A 17,483-nucleotide genomic window follows, 5' to 3' on the forward strand; every position below is an offset into this window, starting at 1 on the left:
TCACATCGGAACACCGCTTACGCGGTGTATTCGCAGGTGAGATCGATCACGCGCCTCCGGGGTCCGGCGGATCGGGGGCGCTCAGCCCATCGTCTTCGTCCCATCGATCGACTCGCGCAGGATGTCCGCGTGCCCGGCGTGCTGGGCGGTCTCCGCGATCAGGTGCAGCAGCACCCGGCGCACCGACCAGCTCGCGCCGGGCTCGAACCAGGGGGCGGTCGGCAGCGGATGCGCGGCGTCCAGGTCGAGGGTGGCGAACAGTTCGTCCGTCGCGCCGGCCACCCGGTCGAACTCGTCGAGCAGCCCGGCGAGCGTCTCGCCCTCCTGCATCCGGAACTGGCCCGCCCAGTCGACCGGCTGGCTCTGCATGGCCTCGGCGCCGCCGACCGCGAACCGCATCCAGCGCTCCTCGACGATCGCGACGTGCTTGATCAGGCCGCCGAGGCAGAGCTCGCTGACCGTGCTGCGCCGGGCCGCCTGCTCGTCGGTCAGCCCGTCGACGGTCTGCCGGAGAAAGCGGCGGTGCCGCCGCAGCGTGGCGAGCAGATCCGCCCGCTCACCGGTGACGACCTGATCGGAGACGCTCATGATGCCTGCCCTTCGTCGACGACTGCGACCACGATATGACCGGCCACCGACAGTCCCGGGCCGTTCCACAGCGGACGCGCCCACGTGTCCCCAGCGGTTGCCGATCCGCCCGGTACGCGGTGCACTGAACTACATGGGTGTAGTCAAGGTGGGAACCTCGTCCTGGGCCGACCAGATGCTGGTCCGCTCGGGCTGGTACCCGCGGGCGGCAAACACGCCGGCCGGTCGCCTCGGCTGGTACGCGGAGCGGTTCGGGCTGGTGGAGGTGGACACCTCCTATTACGCGATTCCGTTGCCGGAGACCAGTGAGGGCTGGGTGGCGGCCACCCCGCCGGGATTCACCTTCGACGTCAAGGCGTTCAGCCTCTTCACCGGTCACCACACGCCCGTGGCGGCGCTGCCGGCGGACCTGCGGCCGGCCGGCGGCCCGAGCCGGATCCGCTGGCGGGACCTGCCCGCCGGGGCGTACGACGAGCTCTGGGACCGGTTCCGGGCGGCGCTGGCGCCGATCGCGGCGGCCGACCGGCTCGGTGCGGTGCTGCTCCAGTTCCCGCCGTGGCTGGCCCGGACCGAGGCGGCGAAGCGGCGGATCGCCGAGCTGGCCCGGCGGTGCCGGCCCTGGCGGGTCAGCGTCGAGCTGCGGCACTCCTCCTGGTTCACCGAGGACGCCCTGGTGGACACGGTGACCTTCCTGCGCGAGCACGGGCTGACCTACGTCTGCGTCGACATGCCGCAGGGGCACGCCTCCTCGGTGCCGCCAATCCTGGTCGCCACCGCCGATCTCGCCGTCGTCCGGTTCCATGGGCACAGCACCGCCTGGGAGAGCGGCGACAAGCAGGACAAGTTCCGGTACGCCTACGGCGAGGAGGAGCTGCGCCGCTGGTCCGTGCTGTTGACCGAGCTGGCCGGGGAGTGCGCCGAGCTGCACGTGCTGATGAACAACTGCTGCGGCGACCAGGCCCAACGCGACGCCGCCCGGCTCGCCGGGCTGCTCGGCGTCGACGTCACCCGAGCGCGGGCCGCCGCCTCCTGACGCCGTCGCCGGAGGTTTCCCCGGTACCGGGACGGGTACCGGCGGTGCCGAGGCACGACGGAAGGGGAGCGCGTGAGCGAGCGGGACGAGGCGGCGACCGGTCGGCCGGACGACCGGGACCCCCGAGGGACCCGGGAAGCCGAGGAGGCGCACGGCGGCAGCATGGCGCCCGGCCTGGTCGACGACACCGGTCACCCGGTGACCGAGGCGCCCGCGCCGGAGACCTCGCCCGAGATCCGGCCCGGGTCGTCGCCGGAAGCCGCGCCCGAGCCATCCGCGATGGGGACGCCGGGGGAAGACGGGACCGGCTCCTGACCCGCCTGCTGGCCGTCGCGGTCTTCCTGGCGTTCGCGGACGCCGGCCGGGACCGGCTCGATGACGGCCCGACCGTCGGCGTGGTCGGGCCGTTGCCTGTTCCGGGCCCGCTCAGCCGCGCCAGCTGACCCCCTCCGGGTGCATGCCGGTCGACTCCTCCAGGGCGTTGTCCGGCAGGTCCTCGCCGGCCCGGTCGTCCGGGAAGGTCCGCCTGCTCGGCGCCGGGTCGGGCGGCGCGCCGGGCCCCGCCTCCGCCGTACGGGTCGGCTCGACCGGGCCGAAACCGTGCCGCCCGGCCGGGTTCCCGTCGGCGGCCGGGGCACCCGCCCGGCGTTCGCCGCGCAGGCCCTCCGGCACCGCGCTCTCCTCGCTGCCCTCGTCCATCGGCGAGTCCTCGCCCGCGCCCCACGGCGCGTCGGCGTCGTACCCGTCGGTGGTGCCCCACGGCTCGGTCGACTCCGGCCCCCGCCGCTCGCCACCCGTGCCCGGTCCGTCGTTGCTGTTCATGGCCACCTCGCCTGGTCGGTCAGCCCCTGCCGGCGCTGATTGCCCGCCATCGCGCCGGTCATGCCGCCCACCTCGACGGCGGTCGCCGGCGGCGGCGGAGCGCCGGATGGCCGGCATCCCGGCGGGGCTGCCGGCCGTTGCGCCCCGGTCGGGTCAGTGGCCGGACATCGCCATGCGCCGCTTGGCCTTGGCCACGGCGGCCACCTTGCCCATTGTCTTCGGCGCGGCCATCAGGCCACTGGCTCGGTCGAGCATCCCCCGGAACACCTGCCCGGGCTTCTGTTGCTCGCCCATGTACGCCGTCACCACCACCAGCGCGCCGGTCAGCGCCGGGATGGCCCACTGCAGCATCTTCATCTGCCGCTGGCAGGAGGCGACGTTCGCCGGCGTCTGGTAGCTCGGCTCGGTGGCCCCCTCGACGGGCGGACCGCCGGCCTTCTGCAACCTCATGCCGAGCAACCGGCTGTACCCGGTCACCGCGAGCGCGCCGACCGTCAGTGCCGTCTTCACCGCGCTCATCTTCGCCACCCCGGACTGGGCAGCCATGCGTGGGCTCTCGGTGACCAGCTCGCCCACCGAGCCGGCCAGGTGGGCGCCGATCGCCGCGGCGTTCACCGGGGTCCACCGGGCCCAGCCCGCCGAGGCCACCGGCAGCCGCTGCGTCGAATCGTTGACCTGTGCCGCCGCGCCGTTGACGCCGAGCGCTCCCATCAGCGAGCCGCCGAACCAGGCCGCCAGGCCCAGGTCGTGCATCGAGCGCAGTGCGGTGTGCCGTTCTGACATCTGCATCCCCCTCCGCGGTGTTCGGGCGGTGCCGCTTACCCACCATCGGGGGCGCTACGCACCCAGGTTCGCCGGGTGTCGAGGCATGCGGGGTTGGTACGCCGGGAAAGCGGGCATGATCGGGACCGGGGTCGGGGCTCGGGTGGGTCAGCGAGCGGGCAGTCCGGCGGCGAACCCGGCGACCCGGGCCGCCAGCGGCGTCGCGGCGCGGACCCAGGTGAAGTGGTCCAGCGCCGCCCCCGCCTCCGCCACGGTGTACCGGTGCCGGGTGACCGGCGCGGCGGTGAGCTTGGCGCAGAGGTGGTCGAGTGTCGCGTGCGGGGTGTACTGGTCGTCGTCCACGCTGATCGCCAGCACCGGGGTACGCACCGACCGGACGGCCGCCTCGGCGTCCACCCCGTCGAGCGTCGGGAAGCGGCCGGTCCGCGCGGTGTGCGCCCAGTCCCGGATCACCCCGCGCGCCTGCCGGCCGCCGAACCCCCAGCCCGGCCAGACGCCGAGCAGCCGCGCGGTCGCCGCGATCCCCTGGGTGTACGGCAGCACGCCCCAGCCGCGCAGGCCCGGATAGCCGCGCCACCACGGCAGGCCGACGGCGACCAGGGCGAGCCCGTCGACGGCGTCGGCGTCGTGCAGCGCCTGGTGCAGCACCGCCACCTGCCCGCCGAGGGAGTGCCCGAGCAGCAGCCGGGTCCGCCCGTCCAGCCGGGGCTTGAGCGCCGCCAGCACGGCGCCGACGTCGCCGGCCAGCTCGGCGTAGCCGTCCCGGCAGGAGCGGCTGGGGACCGGGGTGCTCGCCCCGGTGCCGCGCAGGTCGGCCACGACGACGCCGAGGCCGGCGGCGCGCAGCGCGGCGGCGAACGGGCGGTAGTAGCGAGCCCGGACGCCCATCGCCGGCCAGATCACCACCACCGGCGCGTCCGGCGCGCCCGCCGGATCCGGGTACGTCTGCACGCCGATCCGGGCGCCGTCGACGTCGATGAACTCCTGGGTGTACTCCGGCTCCCCGCTCACCGGCTCAGCCTACGACCGCAAGCTACCGCGGGTAGCACGGGCGTCGACAGCTCCACCGCTGCGCCGACGGGCTCCCGTCGCGGGCTCGGACAGATGCGCGTCGAGGGTGGCGAGCTGCCCGATCGTCAGGCCGCCGCCGCCGCGGCCGGACGGGCGACCGTGCCCAGCGTGGCGTAGATCGCGCCGAGCTGCTCGGCGCAGCGCTTCCACGAGTAGCGGCTGCGGATCCGGTCCACCGCCGCCGTGGCGTACGTGAAGCGGCGGACCTTGTCGGCGAGGAGCCGGCGGATCGCCGCGCCCAGTGCGCGGGAGTCGCGCGGCGGGACCAGGTCGCCGGTGAGCCCGTCAACGACCGTGTCGGGGATGCCGCCGACGTTTGTGCCGATCACCGGCACGCCGCAGGCCATGCCCTCCAGCGGGGTGAGCCCGAACGGCTCGAACCAGGGGGCGGCGACCAGAACGTCGGCCGACCGGTACCAGGCGGCCGTCTCCGCGCGGGGCATCCCACCGACCAACCTGAGCCGGTCGGCCACGCCGCAGGACTCGGCGAGGGCGGACAGTCGGCGGGCGAAGGTGTCGGCGGGCAGCAGCTCGGCCGGTGGTCCGCCGACCACCACGCACTCGGCGTCCGGCACGGCCGGCAGCGCCCGGACCACGTCCAGGAAGCCGGTGCGTTCCACCATCGGGCCGACGGAAAGGATCCGCGGCCGGGCCGGGTCGCGCGGCGCCACCGGGCCGTCCGGGCGGAACACGTCCTGGTTCACGCCGGAGGGGACCAGCGCCATCCGGGACCGGGGCACGCCGAGGCGGACCAGCTCGGCGACCTCGTCCGCGCACTGCACGATGACCCGGTCGACGGCCCGACCCAGGGCGCGCTCGTAGCCGGCCCGCCCTGGTGGGCTCGTGTCCCCACCGCCCTGGTGCCGTCCCTTCATCGTTCCGAGGGCGTGATACGTCAGCACGGTCGGCACCCCGGCGCGCCGACCGGCGTGCACGGTCGCCAGGCCGCTCATCCAGAAGTGCGCGTGCGCCACGTCGGGCGTCCAGTCCCCGTGCCGCCACCGGTCGGCGAGCCAGCCGCCGAACTCGCCCATGTACGGCAGCAGCTCGTCCTTCGGCACCCGGTGGGCCGGGCCGGCCGGCACGTGCCAGACCTGGTAGCCGTCCGCGGTGGAGACCGACTCGGTCAGCCTGGGGGAGTCCCGGCGGGTGTAGACGCGGACGTCGTGCCCCTCGCCGACCAGCGCCGACGCGAGCTCCGCCACGTGGGTGTGCTGCCCGCCGGCGTTCTCCTCGCCGAGGAGGGCGAGCGGACTGGCGTGCTCCGAGATCATCGCGATGCGCATGTTTCCTCCTCCATCAGCCGGTCCCGGTGGGTGCGGATCCGGTCGAGCCCGAAGCGTTCCTTCGTCACCTCACGTGCCCGCGCCCCCGGCCGGTACGCCCCGTCGCGGTCCTCGGAGATCGGCACAGCGCCCTTGCGGCGGCTGAACCGCTCCCCTTCGGCGGCGGCCACCATCGGCCCGTCGACCACCGGGGCGGCCGTCGGGTTGCCGAAGATCGCGTTGATCTCAAGGACGCGCATGAGCAGTCCCTACCCTCGCCTTCGCGCCCTAACCTGTAGATCACCGACTTCTCCGCCGGAGCCGATCGTCGGCTCTGGAGGTTGGCCGGCGGCGGTCCGGGCGACCGGGTCCGGGACCAAAGCCCCTGGCCAGGGCCGCGTGAAACGACGAAGCTGGGCAAAGAGGCGTCCGGCAGCGGGCGCAGCGCCCGGACGGTGCACGGCGGCCTGGACACCCCGCTGCGGCAGACCCTGATCGCCCTGGTCGCCGGGCACGCGCTGGCGGAGCACGCCAGCCCCGGTGCGGCGACCCTGCAGGTGCTACGCGGCCGGGTCCGGCTGGTGGCTCAGGACCGGTCCTGGCCGGGCGTGGCAGGCGACCTGCTGGTGATCCCGGACGCCCGGCACGCCCTGCACGCCGACGAGGACTCGGTGGTGCTGCTCACCGTCGCCCGCGGCTGAGCGTCCAAGCTACGCCGAGTCCGGGGTACGGAACTCCAGCGACGGGTTGGTGACCACTTCCCGCCAGCGCTGCCGGTGTCCGTCGGCCAGCAGCCGGTAGTACGTGGAGCGGGCCGGCGGCGCCGGAGCGGGGATGGACGAGCTCGCCCAGCGACCGACGGGCGCCGCCGGACCGACGGCGGTCAGCCGCGGAGCATGCCCGGGCCGAAGACCTCGTAGGCGATCCGCTCCGCCGGTACGCCCCGGCGCAGCAGGCCACCGCGGACCGCGTTCATGAACGGCAGCGGGCCGCAGAGGTGTACGTGCGCGTCGGGGGAGAGCGGGATCAGCTCCGGATCGACCAGACCGCTCGCGATCTCCGCCTCCAGCCCGGCCAGCTCGGCGTCGGCGGTGTCCTCGTACCAGAGCTTCATCCGCAGGTTGGGCAGCTGGTCGCCGAGGCGGGGCAGGTCCTCGCGCAGGGCGTGCGCGCCGCTGGTGCGGTCGGCGTGCACGAGCACGACCGGGCGTTCCGGCTCGGCGACCGCGAGGTGCTGCAGCGCGGCCATCGCCGGGGTGAGCCCGATGCCGGCACTGACCAGCAGCAGCGGGCCGTCCCCGGCGACCGCGCTGACCTCGCCGAAGGGTGGGCTGAGCCGCAGCGTGTCACCGACCGCGACCCGGTCGTGCAGCAGACCGGAGACCATTCCGTCGGGTGCGCCTCCGGTGCCGCGTACCCGCTTGACGGTGATCCGCCAGTGGTCAGCGCCGGGACGTCCGGAGAGGCTGTACTGCCGGATCTGCTGGCCGCGGTCGCCGTCGAGGTCGACCGCGACGGAGGTGTACTGGCCGGGAGTGAAGTTGGGCACCGGGCCCCCGTCGGTCGGGACCAGGGTGAACGAGACGACGTCCCGGGTCTCCTGGGCCTTCCCGGTAACCCGCCAGGCGCGCCATACCGACCCGCTCTCAGCCACCCCGGCCTCGGTGTAGAGGCGCGCCTCCCGCGCGATCAGCTCGCAGGCCAACAGCCAGTACACCTCGTCCCACGCCGCCGCGATGTCGGGGGTGACGGCGTCGCCGAGCACCTCACCGATCGCCGCCATCAAGTGCCGGCCCACGATCGTGTACTGGGTGGCGGTGATGCCGAGGGAGACGTGCTTGTGCGCGATCCGGTCCAGGATCGGCCCCCACGGCATCGTCTCGGGACCGGCCAGGTGCTCGGCGTACGCCACGACGGCGGCGGCGAGCGCGGCCTTCTGCTGCCCGGTCGCCTGGTTGCCGCGGTTGAAGATGTTGAGCAGCTCCGGGTGGGCGTCGAACATCCGCTGGTAGAAGCGGCCCGTGATCGCCTCTCCATGCGCCTGCACGACCGGCAGGGTCGCCTTCACCACTGCTGCTGATGATTCCGAGAGCACGACTACTCCTTCAGTGATCCGTTCTGGCGATCTCCACTGAACAGGAATCTGAAATTCCTCTTCAGGGTCGAAGGTCCCGGGTTGGGGGTCGCGAGGGTCACATCCGCGGACCGGTCCATCGGCCCGTGTCGCGAGCCGTTCACGCTGGCTAGGGTCGGTGCCGTGAAGCTCAACCGGTCCACCGACATGGCCCTGCGGATCGCCATGCTCACCGCCGCATCCCCGGCGCGTACCACGGTGGACGAGCTGGCCACCCAGCTCGCGCTGCCCCGCAGCCACGTCGCCAAGGTCGTCCAGCGGCTCCAGCGGATCGGCGTCCTGGTCACCATCCGGGGACGCTCCGGCGGGGTGGCCTTCGCCGAGCGCGCCGGCGAGCTGACCGTCGGCCACGTCGTCCGGGCCTTCGAGGGCGACGACGAGGTGGTCGCCTGCGAGCAGCCGGCCTGCCCGCTGGTCGCCGGCTGCCGGCTGCGCGGCGAGCTGCGCCGTGCCCAGGCCGCCTTCCTCGCCTTCCTCGACGACGTACGCCTCGGCGACCTCGTCGACGGCCCCGTCGGTCCCCTGCTGCTCACCCTCGACGCGCCGGGGGCACACGGCTGAGGCCTCCCGGCATAGGCTGCGGGGTGACTGGTCCCGGCGGTGAGGAGGATCGATGTCCGTCTCGCATCCGGTGTTCGCGCGGGTCTTCGCGCGGGCCAGCGTCGCGATGGACCGCGCCGGCGCCGCCGAGCACCGGCATCGGCTCGTCGCCGGGCTGACCGGCCGGGTGGTCGAGGTGGGCGCCGGCAACGGCCGGATGTTCCCGCACTATCCGCCGACGGTGGCCGAGGTGCTGGCCGTCGAGCCGGAGCCCCGGCTGCGGGCCGCCGCCCACGCCGCGGCGGCCGACGCCCCGGTGCCGGTCACCGTGGTGGCCGGGCTCGCCGAGGCGCTGCCGGCCGCCGACGCCGCCGCCGACGCGGTGGTGCTGTCGCTGGTGCTCTGCACGGTGCCGGACCAGGCGGTCGCCCTGCGGGAGGCCCGTCGGGTGCTGCGCCCCGGCGGGCAGCTGCGCTTCTACGAGCACGTGGTCGCGGAGACCCCGAGGCTGCGCCGGGCGCAGCGCTGGGCCGACGCCACGATCTGGCCCGCCGTCTGCGGCGGGTGCCACACCGGGCGGGACACCGTCGGCGCGATCGGCGCCGCCGGCTTCACCGTCGTCGAGCTGGACCGGTTCCGCTTCCCACCGACCGGCATCCCGATGCCGGCCTCGCCGCACGTGCTCGGCACGGCGATGCGGCCGTGACCCGGGGCCGCACGACGGAAGCGGCCGAGAGCACACCGCCCCGGGGCTCCGGCCCCCTCGGGTCCGCGGTCGTGACCGCCTGACGTGAGCGGCGGGTGGGCTCTCGGGCCCACCCGCCGCGCGATCAACCGACGCTGACCGTCCCGTCGGCGGCGCTGTTGTTGGACATCCGCGGCCTCCATCCAGGAATGGAAGTATGGAAGATCCCCTGGATGGGCGATCAGATCACGGGGGTGTGACGGGCGTAAACCTCCCGGCAATAGGGTCGCTCCATGGCATCCCTCATACACCGGTCGGTCTCCACCTGGCAGCAGCCGGCGCCGCCGCCGGCCCCGCCGGCCCGGCGGGCCCTGGTCGACCTGCTCGCGGCCCGGATGCTGGCGCTGGGCCCCGGCCGGCTGCGGGTCGGCGTCGACGGGTTCACCGCCGCCGGCAAGACCTCCTTCGGGCAAGAGCTCGCCGCGCGGATCGCCGCTGCCGGCCGGCCGGTCCTGCGGGCCAGCCTGGACGACTTCAAGCGCCCCTGGCGCGAGCGCCACCAGTACGACCGGCTCTCCGGGCCCGGGTACTACCGCAACGCCTTCGATCTCCCGGCGATCCGCGACCTGCTGCTCGAGCCGGCCGGTCCGGCCGGCACCGGCCGCTGCGTGCTCTGCCTGCGCGACCCGCTCACCCAACGCGAGCACACCGACGTGGTCACGCTCGCCGCGGCGGACGCGGTGCTGATCGTCGACGGGGTCTTCGCGTTCCGCCCCGAGCTGGACGAGCTCTGGGACCACCGGATCTGGCTGGAGGTGCCCGCCGAGCTGTCGGTGCGCCGGGGGACGTCCCGGGACGCCGACCGGGAGGGCGCCGAGGCGGCCGAACGGCTGCACCGGGACCGCTACCTCGCCGCCGCCCGGGTCTACCTGGCCGAGGCGGACCCGGTCCGCCGGGCCGACGTGGTCGTCGACAACGCCGACTTCGCCCGGCCGCGGCTGCGGCGCGGCTGAGCGGCCGGCGGAGCTCGTCCGGCCCGCCGTCACCGGCCGCCCCGGACGGGAAGACACCGCCGGGGCGCGTCGTTGACGTGCAGTGACGCCCCCCCCCCGCCCCCGGCGACCGTCCGCCGCTCGGCGGTCGGAGCGGTGCCGGCGAGAGGGCGCGAAACGGCGCACCCGGCGGGTGCCACGGCGTTGTCACAGCGCCGGGCTAGGCTCGCTGCGGCGCGCCGCGCCTGGCGATCGAGTGGGCTTGATCGAGACGGTGAGCGGCACCACACCGCCGAGACCTGGGAGTACGACCAGTTGACCGCACAGCCTGAGACCCGGTACGGGGCCGACGACCTGACCCACCTGGAGGGCCTAGACGCGGTCCGGAAGCGCCCCGGCATGTACATCGGCTCGACCGACAGCCGTGGCGTGGGTCACCTCGTCAACGAGATCCTCGACAACTCCACCGACGAGGGTGTCGCGGGTCACGCCACCAAGATCGAGGTGATCCTGCACGCCGACGGCTCGGTGCAGGTCGACGACGACGGCCGGGGCATTCCCACCGACGTGCACGCCAAGTCCGGCATCTCCGGCGTCGAGCTGGTGCTCACCCGGCTCCACGCCGGTGGCAAGTTCGGCGGCTCGGGCTACAAGACCTCCGGCGGTCTGCACGGCGTGGGCGCCTCGGCGGTCAACGCCCTCTCGCGGCGGTTCGACGTCACCGTCCGGCGCGGCGGCAAGGTCCACGCGATGTCGTTCCGGCACGGCGTACCGGGGATCTTCGACGGGCCCGGCCCCGACGCGCCCTTCACCCCCGGTCCGGGCCTGCAGATCGTCGGAGCGATGAAGCGCGGCCAGCGCACCGGCACCTCGATCCGGTGGTGGCACGACACCCGCTACTTCGAGACCGGAGCCCGGCTGGACACCGAGACGGTCCGGCTCAAGCTCCGCAACACGGCGTTCCTCGTGCCCGGCGTGGCCTACCTGCTGCGCGACCAGACGGGGGAGGAGCGCACCGAGGAGGGCTTCCACTACCCCAACGGCCTCAGCGACATGGTGGAGTTCCTCGCCCCGGCCGGTGACCGGCCGGTCTCCGGCACGCTGCTGGTCACCGGCGAGGGCACCTACCGGGAGAACGCCGCCGACGCCAACGGAGTGATGCAGTCCAACGTGCAGCGTCGCGCCGAGATCGAGGTGGCGCTCCGCTGGGGCACCGGCTACGAGCGCACCGTGGAGTGCTTCACCAACACCATCCGCAACGCGCACGGCGGCACCCACCGCAAGGGCTTCGAGCGGGCCCTGGTCCGCACCCTGGCCGAGGCGGCCCGCAACACCCGCGGCATGCTCCGCCCCAAGGAGGACGCGCCCACCCTGGACGACGTCCTCGAGGGGATGACCGCCGTGGTGCACGTCCGCATCCCAGAGCCGCAGTTCACCTCCCAGACCAAGGACGAGCTCTCCACCGCCGGCATCACCAAGGTGATCCAGGGCCTGGTCGAGCAGCACCTCAAGGTCTGGCTGGAGGACCGGCGCACCAAGGCCGAGGCGCGCACGGTGCTGCAGAAGATCGTCGACGCGGCCCGGGTCCGGCTGACCCAGAAGCAGCAGAAGGACGCGGCCCGGCGCAAGACCGCCCTGGAGGGCGCGTCGATGCCGCCCAAGCTGGTCGACTGTCGCACCACGGGCATCGACAGAAGTGAATTGTTTATCGTCGAGGGCGACAGCGCACTGGGGACGGGCCGGCTCGCTCGCTCTTCTGAATACCAGGCGCTACTGCCGATCCGCGGCAAGATCCTCAACGTCCAGAAGGCGAACCTCCAGCAGGTGCTGGACAACGCCGAGTGCGCGGCGATCGTCCAGGTGCTCGGCGCCGGCTCGGGGCGTACCTTCGACCTCTCCGCGCTGCGCTACGGCCGCGTGCTGATCATGGCCGACGCGGACGTCGACGGCGCGCACATCCGGACCCTGCTGATCACGCTCTTCGCCCGCTACATGCGCCCGCTGATCGAGGCCGGCCGGCTCTTCGCCGCGATGCCGCCGCTCCACAAGATCACCACGAAGGGGCGCAACCCGCAGACCATCTACACCTACACCCAGGCGGAGATGGCGGCGACGGTGCACAAGCTGGAGAAGGCCGGCAAGCAGATCGTCACCCCGATCCCGCGGTTCAAGGGTCTCGGTGAGATGGACGCCGACGAGCTGTGGGAGACCACGATGAACCCGGCCACCCGGGCGGTCCGTCGGATCACCCTCGACGACGTCGACGCCGCCGAGCGGATCCTCGAACTGCTGATGGGGGAGAAGGTCGAGCCCCGCCGCAACTGGCTGATCGACTCAGCCGACCGGATCGACCGCGAGGCGATCGACGCATGAGCACCGGGTTCGTTCGGAAGGAAAGCTGAGTCATGGCACGCCGCAAGGAAGACCGCACCAAGGCGGACCTGTCCACCTTCGACCAGGCCGGCGCGCGGGTCTTCGACAACCCGCTGGTCACCGAGGTTTCCGACTCCTACCTGGAGTACGCCTTCTCGGTCATCCACTCCCGGGCCCTGCCCGACGCGCGGGATGGGCTCAAGCCCGTGCACCGGCGCATCCTCTACTCCATGCACGAGGCGGGGCACCGCCCCGACCGGGCGCACGTGAAGTCGGCCCGGGTCGTCGGCGACGTGATGGGTCGCTATCACCCGCACGGTGACACGGCGATCTACGACGCCATGGTCCGCCTGGCTCAGGACTTCTCCCTCAACGCACCGCTCATCGACGGACATGGAAACTTTGGAAGTCCGGACGATGGACCGGCTGCGGCGCGGTACTGCGTCACGGGGGATACCCGGATCCGCCTGGCTGACGGATCGAGTCCTCAGATCGCGGATCTGGTTGATCTTGCGGCGGACAGCGAGGCTGACGTCGACTTCGAGGTGCTCGACAGGGACGGAAAGGCCGTCCGGGTGAGCAAGGTGTTCAACTCCGGTGTACATCCCACCATCCGAATCGGTACAGAGGCGGGCTTCTCGTTGCAGGGCAGCGAGAACCACCTCGTGCTCTGCCTCGAAGCCCCGCTGGGTGTACCGATCTTTCAATGGCGGCGACTCGACGAGATCACGCCGGACATGGTCGTGTGCATTGCGCGGAACGCGTGGTCACAGGTCATCCCCACGGCGAGGGAGTACATGCTCGGGGTCCTTGGGGGTGCGTGGGCTTCCGAGGGTTGGGCAAGCGAGTCGCGGGCCGGTTTCAACAACACCGACGAACATTTCTTTGGCGAGGTGCTGCACGCCTACGACCAGATCGTGGGCGGTCGCCGTTACGTGAGTGAACGACACACCCGTCGCGACCGCAAGCGCATCCAGGAGCTGGACGTCCAGGAGTACGCCGGGGGGATGGATGCCTTCCGGGCGAGCCCACTTCGTGAGTTCATCGGCCATCAGGCGCGGGACAAGTTTGTTCCGCAGTTCGTCTGGACCGGTGGATGGGGTGTGAAGCGGGCCTTCCTGATGGCCCTCTTCGAAGGCGACGGCGGTGTCCGGGTAGCGAAGGAAAGCTTCACCATCCAGTACACCAGCTACAGCGAACGGCTTGTTCGGGAAGTTCAGGAGCTGCTGGCGGAGTTCGGTGTCATCGCCTGCCGACGCCAGTACACCCGTCCGAGCGGGTCCGTGGAGCATCGCCTGATCGTCTCGGGACTACGGAACATCAAGGCGTTCGCGAACCGCGTCGGCTTCCTTCGTACCAAGCAAGCGCAGTTGCACAAGGTGTTGGTTCACTCGCCTCTGCGCCCGCACCGCCTCAGCAAGGATCACGTTCCGTTCGTTGCCGACTATGTTCGAGGCGCGCTTGACTTCGATCGGAGAGGGAGCGGCCGAACGTGGCTTACCCAGCACAACTTCGACCGTGCTGAGCGTTGGGAAACCGAACGCCTTCGAATCATCGATCGGATCAAGGAGCCCGAAGTCCTCGCGACGATCCTGCCGATCATGGATTCGGGGTACAGGTTCGAGCGAATCACCGAGGTGACCAGCTGCGAGCCAGCCGAGGTCTATTCGGTTCGGGTCGACACGAACGATCACTCGTTCCTCGCCGGTGGCTTCGTCAATCACAACACCGAGGCGCGGATGTCCCGCGAGGCGATGCTGCTCGTCGGCGAGCTGGGCGAGGACACCGTCGACGTCGAGCCGAACTACGACGGCTCGCTGACCCAGCCCACCGTGCTGCCGGCCGCTTTCCCCAACCTGCTGGTCAACGGCGCGTCCGGGATCGCGGTCGGGATGGCGACCAACATGATCCCGCACAACCTCGGCGAGGTGGTCTCCGCCGCCCGGTGGCTGATCAACCACCCGGACGCCGACCTCGACAAGCTGATGGAGTTCGTCCCTGGCCCCGACCTGCCCACCGGTGGTGTGCTGCTCGGCCTCGACGAGGTGCGCCGGGCGTACGAGACCGGGCGCGGGGTGGTTCGGATGCGCGGCCGGGTGGAGATCGGCCCGCTCGAGGGCAGCCGGGGCCGGCAGGCCATCACGGTGACCGAGCTGCCGTACGGGATCGGCGCGGAGAAGGTCATCGCGGCGATCACCAACGAGGTCAACAAGACCAAGCGGCTCACCGGCATCGCCGACGTCAAGGACCTGACCGACCGGGAGAACGGCACCCGGCTGGTCATCGAGTGCAAGGTGGGCGTCAACCCGCAGGCGCTGCTGGCCGACCTCTACCGGCTCACCCCGCTGGAGCAGTCCTTCGGTGTCAACAACCTGGTCCTGGTCGACGGCCAGCCGCGGACCCTGGGGCTGAAGGCGCTGCTGGAGGTCTTCCTCGCCCACCGGTATGACGTGGTTACCCGGCGCACCTCGTACCGGCGCCGCAAGCGCGAGGAGCGGCTGCACCTGGTCGAGGGCCTGCTGATCGCCCTGCTCGACATCGACAAGGTGGTCAAGCTGATCCGGGGCAGCGACGACGTCCAGGCCGCCAAGGACGGCCTGATGCGCCAGTTCAAGCTCTCCGACATCCAGGCCACCTACATCCTGGACACTCCGCTGCGCCGGCTGACGAAGTACGACCGGATCGAGCTGGAGGCCGAGCAGGAGAAGCTGCGTACGGAGATCGCCGAGCTCACCACCATCCTCGACGATGAGAAGGTGCTCCGGAAGCTGGTCTCCGACGAGCTGGCCGCCGTGGTCAAGCAGTTCGGCGGCCCGCGCCGAACCAGGCTGGTCGACGGCGACCTCAAGGAGGTGCTGGCCGCCTCCGCGCCGGCCGGGCCGCTGGAGGTCGCCGACGACCCCTGCCAGGTGATCCTGTCCGCGGCCGGGCTGGTCGCTCGGACCGCGGCCGAGTCGGAGGAGGCTGCCGAGGGGCGGCGACGCAGCGGCCGGGTCAAGCACGACGCGGTACGCGCGCTTGCGCACTCCACGGCGCGCGGCCGGGTGCTCCTGGTGACCAGCGCCGGCCGGGCGTTCAAGATCGACGTGTTGCCGCTGCCGGTGCTGCCCGAGCAGTCCGGCACGGTCTCGCTGCGCGGCGGGATGTCGGCGGCCGAGTTGGTGCCGCTGGAGCCGGGGGAGACGGTGGTCGGCCTGGCCCCGCTCGGCACCGCGGCCGAGGGTTCGCCGGGCCTGGCCCTGGGCACCCGGCAGGGCGTGGTCAAGATCTGCGCGCCGGAGTGGCCGGTCCGCTCCGACGAGTTCGAGGTGATCTCCCTGCGCGAGGGGGACGAGGTGGTCGGGGCGACCTGGCTCACCGACGGCGCGGAGACCCTCGCCTTCATCTCCTCCGAGGCGTCGCTGCTGCGCTTCGCCGCGTCCGTGGTTCGGCCGCAGGGCCTGAAGGGCGGCGGCATGGCCGGCATCAACCTGCCGGCCGGGGCGCGGGTGGTCTTCTTCGCCGCGGTTCGCACCGACGACCCGGGGCACGGCGAGCCGATGGTGGTTACCTCGACCGGGGCCACGGTGAAGGTGACGCCGTTCAAGGCGTACCCGGCGAAGGGGCGGGCGACCGGCGGGGTCCGCGCGCAGCGGTTGCTCAAGGGCGAGCTGGACCTGGCCGTGGGCTGGATCGGCTCACGTCCGGTGGGCGCGACGGCCACCGGCGACCCGGTCGAGCTGCCGCCGGCGGATCCGCGCCGCGACGGCTCCGGCTTCGCCGTCATGCTCGGCCCCACGGTCGTCGGCCACCTGGTGGAACGCGACTGATCACCCGCAGGGGTGGTCAGAGTTCGGGTTCGGGGCCCCGGCGGGAGTCGGGGGTGGTGCCGCGGAGGTGCGCGATCAGGCGCATGCCGTGGTAGATGAGCAGGGCGGCGGCCGTGCCCAGGGCGATGCCGTTGAAGGAGAGGTCGCCGGCCGTCAGGGTGTAGTTGGCGGCACCGATGATCAGCGCCACGGCGGCGGTCATCAGGTTGACCGGGTCGTGGAAGTCGACCCGGCTCTCGATCCAGATCCGGGCCCCGAGGACGGCGATCAGGCCGTACAGCGCGGTGGTGGCGCCGCCCAGCACCCCGGCCGGCACGGTGAGGATCAGCGCGCCGAACTTCGGGCTGAGCCCGAGCAGCACCGCCGCCAGCCCGGCCACCCAGTACGCCGCCGTCGAGTAGACCCGGGTCGCCGCCATCACGCCGATGTTCTCCGCGTACGTGGTGGTGCCGGAACCGCCGCCGGAGCCGGCCAGCACGGTGGCGATGCCGTCGCCGAGGAACGCCCGGCCCAGGTGCCGGTCCAGGTTGCGACCGGTCATCGCGGCCACCGCCTTGACGTGCCCGGCGTTCTCCGCGATCAGCACCAGGATCACCGGAATGACCAGCACCACCGCCCGGAGGCTGAAGCTGGGGGCGTGAAACTGCGGCAGCCCGACCCAGGCGGCCTCCTTCAGACCGGTCACCGCCTTCGGGTCCAGCTGGCCGAGGACGGCGGCGAGCACCCACCCGACCACCACACCGAGCAGGATCGACAGCCGGGCCAGGAAGCCCCGGAAGGCCACCGTGGTGACCAGGATCGCGACCAGGGTGACCACCGCGATCAGCGGCTGCGCCTTCACCCCGGTGCCGCTGCCGCCGCCGTCCCAGGCGACCGGCGCGAGGTTGAGACCGATCAGCGCGACGATCGCGCCGGTGACCACCGGCGGCATCAGCGCGTCGATCCAGCGGGCCCCCGTGAGCTGCACCACCACACCGACCAGCGCCAGCGCCGCGCCGGCCACCACGATGCCGCCGAGCGCCGGGCCGATGTCGCCGCCGGCCTTCGCGGCGAGCACCGGCGCGATGAACGCGAACGACGAGCCCAGGTACGAGGGCAGTCGGTTGCCGGTGATCAGCAGGAACAGCAGCGTGCCGATCCCGGAGAAGAAGAGCGTGGTGGCCGGCGGGAAGCCGGTGATCAGCGGCACGGTGAAGGTGGCGCCGAACATCGCGACCACGTGCTGCACGCCGACCCCGACCGTACGCGGCCAGGACAGCCGTTCGCCGGGGTGGACCACGTCGCCCGGTCGGATCGACCGGCCGTCGCCGTGGAGGCTCCACGGGGTCCGGCGGGACCGCGGTGCGGTGGGGGACTGGGTCATGGTGCGCCCTCGCGTCGTCAGGTGA

Annotated in this window: 16 protein-coding genes; 8 read left to right on the plus strand and 8 right to left on the minus strand. The window is 72.6% G+C overall.

Annotated features, from left to right (window positions below; translation table 11 throughout):
- Positions 1–81: 81 nt before the first annotated feature.
- Complete coding sequence (locus SLP03_RS00325) at positions 82–588, minus strand: DinB family protein (RefSeq protein WP_319458413.1); 507 nt, start codon at positions 586–588, stop codon at positions 82–84.
- A 133-nt stretch (positions 589–721) separates the two neighbouring features.
- Here SLP03_RS00325 and SLP03_RS00330 point away from each other — a divergent pair, with 133 nt between their 5' ends.
- Both SLP03_RS00330 and SLP03_RS00335 read left to right on the plus strand, forming a co-directional pair.
- On the plus strand, positions 722–1,621 hold the full coding sequence (locus tag SLP03_RS00330; RefSeq protein ID WP_319458414.1) for a DUF72 domain-containing protein: 900 nt from the start codon (positions 722–724) through the stop codon (positions 1,619–1,621).
- A gap of 72 nt (positions 1,622–1,693) precedes the next feature.
- Complete coding sequence (locus tag SLP03_RS00335) at positions 1,694–1,936, plus strand: hypothetical protein (RefSeq protein ID WP_319458415.1); 243 nt, start codon at positions 1,694–1,696, stop codon at positions 1,934–1,936.
- Positions 1,937–2,047: 111 nt separating this feature from the next.
- Here the strand turns inward: SLP03_RS00335 and SLP03_RS00340 are convergent, their stop codons facing one another.
- From SLP03_RS00340 to SLP03_RS00360, 5 genes are all read right to left on the minus strand, one after another.
- Complete coding sequence (locus tag SLP03_RS00340) at positions 2,048–2,443, minus strand: hypothetical protein (RefSeq protein ID WP_319458416.1); 396 nt, start codon at positions 2,441–2,443, stop codon at positions 2,048–2,050.
- A 153-nt stretch (positions 2,444–2,596) separates the two neighbouring features.
- Complete coding sequence (locus SLP03_RS00345; protein ID WP_319458417.1) at positions 2,597–3,232, minus strand: hypothetical protein; 636 nt, start codon at positions 3,230–3,232, stop codon at positions 2,597–2,599.
- A gap of 141 nt (positions 3,233–3,373) precedes the next feature.
- Entirely contained in the window at positions 3,374–4,237 is an 864-nt protein-coding gene (locus SLP03_RS00350; protein WP_319458418.1) for an alpha/beta fold hydrolase, read from the minus strand.
- A 125-nt stretch (positions 4,238–4,362) separates the two neighbouring features.
- Positions 4,363–5,583, minus strand: coding sequence for a glycosyltransferase (locus SLP03_RS00355; RefSeq protein WP_319458419.1), 1,221 nt, complete (start codon positions 5,581–5,583; stop codon positions 4,363–4,365).
- Positions 5,568–5,822 (minus strand): hypothetical protein, encoded by a 255-nt coding sequence (locus SLP03_RS00360; RefSeq protein WP_319458420.1) that lies wholly within the window; start codon positions 5,820–5,822, stop codon positions 5,568–5,570. Before SLP03_RS00360 ends, SLP03_RS00355 begins: the two co-directional genes overlap by 16 nt.
- Before the next feature lie 195 nt (positions 5,823–6,017).
- On the opposite strand from SLP03_RS00360, the gene SLP03_RS00365 reads away from it, so the two are divergent.
- The gene (locus tag SLP03_RS00365) at positions 6,018–6,263 is read left to right on the plus strand and encodes a cupin domain-containing protein (RefSeq protein WP_319458421.1); all 246 of its coding nucleotides are present in this window, start codon (positions 6,018–6,020) and stop codon (positions 6,261–6,263) included.
- A 182-nt stretch (positions 6,264–6,445) separates the two neighbouring features.
- Here SLP03_RS00365 and SLP03_RS00370 read toward each other — a convergent pair whose 3' ends face one another.
- Positions 6,446–7,657 carry a globin domain-containing protein gene (locus SLP03_RS00370; protein WP_319458422.1) on the minus strand — a complete coding sequence of 404 codons (1,212 nt, stop codon included), beginning with the start codon at positions 7,655–7,657 and terminating at the stop codon, positions 6,446–6,448.
- 162 nt (positions 7,658–7,819) lie between these two features.
- Here SLP03_RS00370 and SLP03_RS00375 point away from each other — a divergent pair, with 162 nt between their 5' ends.
- From SLP03_RS00375 to SLP03_RS00395, 5 genes are all read left to right on the plus strand, one after another.
- The gene (locus tag SLP03_RS00375) at positions 7,820–8,257 is read left to right on the plus strand and encodes an Rrf2 family transcriptional regulator (protein ID WP_319458423.1); all 438 of its coding nucleotides are present in this window, start codon (positions 7,820–7,822) and stop codon (positions 8,255–8,257) included.
- A 52-nt stretch (positions 8,258–8,309) separates the two neighbouring features.
- Positions 8,310–8,942 (plus strand): class I SAM-dependent methyltransferase, encoded by a 633-nt coding sequence (locus SLP03_RS00380; protein ID WP_319458424.1) that lies wholly within the window; start codon positions 8,310–8,312, stop codon positions 8,940–8,942.
- Positions 8,943–9,214: 272 nt separating this feature from the next.
- On the plus strand, positions 9,215–9,934 hold the full coding sequence (locus SLP03_RS00385; protein ID WP_319458425.1) for a uridine kinase: 720 nt from the start codon (positions 9,215–9,217) through the stop codon (positions 9,932–9,934).
- A 135-nt stretch (positions 9,935–10,069) separates the two neighbouring features.
- Complete coding sequence (locus tag SLP03_RS00390) at positions 10,070–12,286, plus strand: DNA gyrase/topoisomerase IV subunit B (RefSeq protein WP_413644054.1); 2,217 nt, start codon at positions 10,070–10,072, stop codon at positions 12,284–12,286.
- A 32-nt stretch (positions 12,287–12,318) separates the two neighbouring features.
- The gene (locus SLP03_RS00395) at positions 12,319–16,095 is read left to right on the plus strand and encodes a DNA gyrase subunit A (protein ID WP_319458427.1); all 3,777 of its coding nucleotides are present in this window, start codon (positions 12,319–12,321) and stop codon (positions 16,093–16,095) included.
- Between the two features lie 16 nt (positions 16,096–16,111).
- Here SLP03_RS00395 and SLP03_RS00400 read toward each other — a convergent pair whose 3' ends face one another.
- Complete coding sequence (locus SLP03_RS00400) at positions 16,112–17,458, minus strand: uracil-xanthine permease family protein (RefSeq protein ID WP_319458428.1); 1,347 nt, start codon at positions 17,456–17,458, stop codon at positions 16,112–16,114.
- Positions 17,459–17,483 lie beyond the last annotated feature (25 nt).

It is taken from the genome of Micromonospora sp. RTP1Z1 (assembly GCF_033804685.1).
Classification (GTDB): domain Bacteria; phylum Actinomycetota; class Actinomycetes; order Mycobacteriales; family Micromonosporaceae; genus Micromonospora.